Annotated in this window: 2 protein-coding genes and 3 pseudogenes; all 5 read left to right on the forward strand. The window is 61.2% G+C overall.

Annotated features, from left to right (window positions below):
• Positions 1–2,264, forward strand: a pseudogene (gene fdnG, locus GCT13_RS49010) (formate dehydrogenase-N subunit alpha); the annotation flags it as partial.
• Positions 2,256–3,000 (forward strand): annotated as a pseudogene (gene fdxH / locus GCT13_RS50755) (formate dehydrogenase subunit beta); the annotation flags it as partial. The pseudogenes fdnG and fdxH, both read left to right, overlap by 9 nt.
• Positions 2,981–3,616 carry a formate dehydrogenase subunit gamma gene (locus tag GCT13_RS46965; protein ID WP_152768362.1) on the forward strand — a complete coding sequence of 212 codons (636 nt, stop codon included), beginning with the start codon at positions 2,981–2,983 and terminating at the stop codon, positions 3,614–3,616. The pseudogene fdxH and the gene GCT13_RS46965, both read left to right, overlap by 20 nt.
• A gap of 88 nt (positions 3,617–3,704) precedes the next feature.
• Positions 3,705–4,637 (forward strand): formate dehydrogenase accessory protein FdhE, encoded by a 933-nt coding sequence (gene fdhE, locus GCT13_RS46970; protein ID WP_152768363.1) that lies wholly within the window; start codon positions 3,705–3,707, stop codon positions 4,635–4,637.
• 30 nt (positions 4,638–4,667) lie between these two features.
• Positions 4,668–4,992 (forward strand): annotated as a pseudogene (locus tag GCT13_RS46975) (L-seryl-tRNA(Sec) selenium transferase); the annotation flags it as partial.

Consider the following 4,992-nt stretch of genomic DNA (forward strand, 5'->3'; position numbering starts at 1 on the left):
CTGTGCGCAGCATGGGGATGCTCGCGTTCGATAACCAGGCGCGTGTCTGACACGGCCCGACGGTGGCAGGTCTTGCCCCGACGTTTGGCCGTGGAGCGATGACGAACCATTGGGTCGACATCAAGAACGCGGACGTGATTCTCGTGATGGGCGGCAATGCGGCCGAGGCGCACCCATGCGGTTTCAAATGGGTGACGGAGGCGAAGGCGCACAACAAGGCGAAGCTGATGGTCGTCGATCCGCGCTTTACGCGCACGGCGTCCGTCGCGGACTTCTATGCGCCGATCCGCACGGGCACSGACATCGCGTTCCTTGGCGGCGTGATCAACTATCTGCTGACGAACGACAAGRTCCAGCACGAATACGTGCGTAATTACACGGACTTCAGCTTTATCGTCCGGGACGATTTTAGTTTTAAGGATGGACTCTATTCTGGATATGACGCTGAGAAGCGTCGTTATGACAAGACCAGCTGGGATTACGAACGCGGCCCAGACGGCTACGTGACGACTGATCCGACGCTTGCACATCCCAGGTGCGTGTATCAACTTCTTAAAGCCCACTATTCCCGGTATACGCCGGAGATGGTCGCAAAGATTTGCGGTACACCGGCCGAGAAGTTTGTGCACGTTTGTGAAGTGCTTGCGAGCACCAGCACGACGAATCGCGCGGCGACGATCCTCTACGCGCTCGGATGGACACAGCACTCCGTCGGCGCGCAGATGGTCCGTATGGGCGCCATGGTGCAGCTCCTGCTGGGGAATATCGGCGTCGCAGGTGGCGGCGTCAATGCGCTACGCGGCCACTCGAACATCCAGGGGCTGACCGATCTCGGCCTCTTGAGCGAAAGCTTGCCGGGTTATCTGACCTTGCCGACCGATGCAGACCAGGACTACGAGCGGTACATCGAGCATCACGCACTCAAGCCATTGCGCTCGAACCAGTTAAGTTACTGGCAAAACTACCGTGCGTTCTTCGTCAGCATGATGAAGTCGTGGTGGGGCGACGCCGCCACAAAGGAGAACAACTGGGGCTATGACTATCTGCCGAAGCTCGACAAGCCATATGATTTGCTGCAAGCCGTCGAGCTGATGTACGAAGGCAAGATGAACGGTTATATCTGTCAAGGTTTCAACGTCATTGCGTCGGCGCCAAACAAGGCCAAGGTCGTCGCAGGACTGGCGAAGCTGAAGTGGCTGATTGTCATGGATCCGCTCGCGACGGAAACGTCGGAGTTCTGGAAGAACTACGGGGAGTTCAACGACGTCAATACCTCGCAGATTCAGACGGAGGTCTGCCGGCTGCCGACCAACTGCTTCGCCGAGGAAAATGGTGCAATCGTAAGCTCCGCTCGCGTGCTCCAGTGGCACTGGAAGGGTGCCGAACCTCCTGGGGAGGCCCGGAGCGATCTCGAGATCATGAGTGGAATCTTTACACGCATGCGGCAGATGTATCGCCAGGTCGGCGGAACTTACCCGGACCCGGTTGTCAACCTGAGCTGGCCTTATGACGACCCTGAAAGCCCACGGCCGGACGAGATCGCACGCGAGTACAACGGAAAGGCACTTAAGGACCTGGTGGATCCAGCGAACCCAGGCAAGACGATTCTGAAGGCGGGCCAGCAGTTGTCCAGCTTTGCCCAGTTACGGGACGACGGAAGTACATCGAGCGGCTGCTGGATCTACTGCGGCGCCTGGACCGAAGCAGGGAACCAGATGGCGCGGCGGGACAATAGCGACCCGACGGGTGTCGGGCAGACGCTGGGTTGGGCGTGGGCTTGGCCCGCGAACCGGCGCGTGCTCTACAACCGTGCATCGTGCGACGTGGACGGCAAGCCGTTCGATCCGACCCGCAAGCTTGTCGCGTGGGCGGGAGACCATTGGGCCGGCGCGGATGTCCCGGATTACAAGGCAGACGAAGCACCGGGTCTTGGCATGGGCCCGTTCATCATGAACCCCGAGGGCGTCGCGCGTTTCTTTGCCTGCGGAGCAATGAATGAGGGGCCGTTCCCCGAGCACTATGAGCCGCTTGAGACGCCCTTGGGCTATAACCCGCTGCACCCGGATCATCCAGTTGCGACCAGCAACCCTGTGGCACGCGTGTTCCCTGGAGACCGGGCCAATTTCGGTCGGTCCGACCAGTTCCCTCATGTGGCGACGACGTATCGACTCACGGAACATTTCCACTTCTGGACGAAACATGCCACGTTGAATGCGATTATCCAGCCGGAGCAGTTCGTCGAGATTGGTGAGGGTCTCACGGAGCATTCGTGGGACGGTGATGCGCTTCACCGAATACGAGAATCCGAAAGGCGACCTCGAATGGCTGATCCGCAAGGACGGCTGCATGCACTGCGAAAATCCGGGCTGTCTGAAGGCGTGTCCGTCGCCGGGTGCGATTGTGCAGTACACGAACGGCATCGTCGATTTCCACGAGGAAAACTGTATCGGCTGCGGTTACTGTGTGACCGGATGTCCGTTTAACGTTCCCCGCATTTCAAAGAAAGATAACCGGGCTTACAAGTGCACACTGTGTTCGGACCGTGTTGCTGTCGGTCAGGAGCCGGCATGCGTGAAGACATGCCCGACGGGTGCCATCATGTTTGGCACGAGGGAGGATATGAAGGCACAGGCATCTGAGCGTATCGAAGACCTCAAGGAGCGTGGTTTTGAGAACGCTGGCCTGTATGACCCAGCCGGAGTGGGTGGTACGCATGTCATGTATGTACTACATCACGCGGACAAGCCTTCGCTGTATCAAGGGTTGCCTGAAAACCCGAAAATCAGCCCGATGGTGCGTCTCTGGAAGGGCATCGCGAAGCCGCTCGCCGTCGCCGTGATGGCGCTCACTGCGCTGATGGGCTTCTTCCACTACACGCGCGTCGGGCCGAACGAGGTGTCGGACGAAGACGAAGAAGCCGCCCGCAACGCCGCGCGCGACATCCGCGAGCGTGGCGAACATAGCCCGAGGAGCCCGTCAAATGAAACATCATCCGAATGACAATCCGGATCTGATCGTGCGCTACACGGCGAACGAGCGCACGAATCACTGGATCACGGCTATCACGTTCGTCCTGCTCGCGCTGTCGGGTCTCGCGTTCTTCCACCCGTCGATGTTCTGGCTCACCGCGCTGTTCGGCGGTGGGCAATGGGCGCGCATCCTGCATCCGTTCATCGGCATTGTGATGTTCGTGTCGTTCCTGATACTTGCGCTGCGCTTCTGGCATCACAACTATCTGAACGACGACGACCGGCAATGGCTGCGTCAGTACAAGGACGTGCTCGCCGCGCGCGAGGATCAGTTGCCCGAAGTCGGGCGCTACAACGCCGGGCAGAAGCTGCTGTTCTTCGTGATGGTGCTGTGCCTCGTGCTGTTGCTGCTGAGCGGCATCGTGATCTGGCGGGCGTATTTCTCGTTCTACTTTTCCGTTGAGATCGTGCGCGTCGCGGCTGTAATTCATGCGATCACAGCCTTCGTGCTGATCTGCGGGATCATCGTTCACATCTATGCGGCGCTGTGGGTCAAGGGCTCCGTGAGCGCGATGGTGCGGGGCACGGTGACGCTCGGCTGGGCGCGCAAGCATCATCCGAAGTGGTTCCGCGAAAGCATCAAGTGACAGGCGGCGCGCGTGCCGGCAAGCGCGCGCTGCGTCCGCATATCTGCTACTGTTGACGCCATCCAGACCCTAACGGCAGGAACCTGAATTGGTGCAACGCATCCTGGAGCCCGGCCAGATAGAATCAATCGATCATTCGGCCCTTCCGCGCATCCGCCGGCCCGAGCGCGCGACACTGTTCTCGACGCGCGCCGCGCGTCTTCGCGAGCTGGCGGGCGCGAGCCCGATCGGCGGGTATATCCGTCTGATGGCGTCGCTCGCCGACGCGCAGCAGCAGGCGCTCGCGCAAGTGAGCGCGACGATGCCTTCCGCCGAATCCATCGCCCTCGCGCAGCAACACTCGATGCCGATTGCGCCGTCGTCGACGACAGAGCGCGATCCGGTATGGCGCGATGTGCTGCAACGTCTGCTCGATCGCGTCGAGGCGGCCGGTCTCGTGACGCCCGCGCTCGCGCGAGTGGTCGACGGCCTGCGCATGAAGAGCGAGCAGGAACTCGACGCGCTCGCCGACGCGGTCCTCGCGCTGCGCTTCAACGAAGTCGATCCGGCGTCCGCGCCGTTCGTGATGGCGGCGCTGCAAGTGGTGTGGACGGATATCGCGAGCCGCATCGACGAGCGCGACGTGCCGTATCTCGACACGCCGGGCATATGTCCCGTATGCGGCGCGCAGCCGGTAGCGAGCATCGTGCGCGTCGGCGGGCAGTTTCAAGGCTTGCGCTATGTGCAATGCGGGCTGTGCTCGACAGAGTGGCACGTGGTGCGCGTCAAGTGCTCGAATTGCGATTCGACGAAGGGCGTCGCGTATCACGGCATCGACGGCGGCAGCGAAGCGCTGAAGGCCGAATCGTGCGACGAGTGCCACACGTACCGCAAGATCGGCTATCAGGAGAAGGACTACGACTTCGAGCCGCTTGCCGACGATCTCGCGAGCCTCACGCTCGATCTGCTGATGAACGAAGCGGGCTACCGGCGCAGCAGTCCGAATCCGCTGCTGTGGCCCGAGGTGCCGTCGGACGAGTGAAGCTCATCTACATGCACGGGGAGTGCGAGCGTGAGCGAAGTGTCGGGTAACAGGTTGGGCGATGACCTGCGCGCGCTGCTCGCGCGCGTGCCCGCCGTCGAGCGCGTGCTGTCGACGCCGATGGCGCAGCGGTTGATCGACGAATATGGCCACACGCAGGTCGTCGATGCGATCCGCGCTACAACCGATACGCTCCGGCGCGAACTGCTTGCGGGCGTTCAGTTCGACGCGTCATTCAACTTCGAAGCGAAGCTCGTCGACGATGCACAGCATGTGCTCGCCGCGCGCGCGCAGCCTCATCTGCGTTCCGTGTTCAATCTGACGGGCACGGTGCTGCATACGAATCTGGGCCGCG

Origin of the sequence: Paraburkholderia franconis (genome assembly GCF_009362735.1) — a bacterium.
In the GTDB taxonomy this organism is placed as follows: Bacteria; Pseudomonadota; Gammaproteobacteria; order Burkholderiales; family Burkholderiaceae; genus Paraburkholderia; species Paraburkholderia franconis.

Coding starts and splice junctions, on each gene's coding strand:
- GCT13_RS46965 (WP_152768362.1), top strand. CDS start 2,981: ATGAAACATCATCCGAATGACAATCCGGATCTGATCGTGCGCTACACG.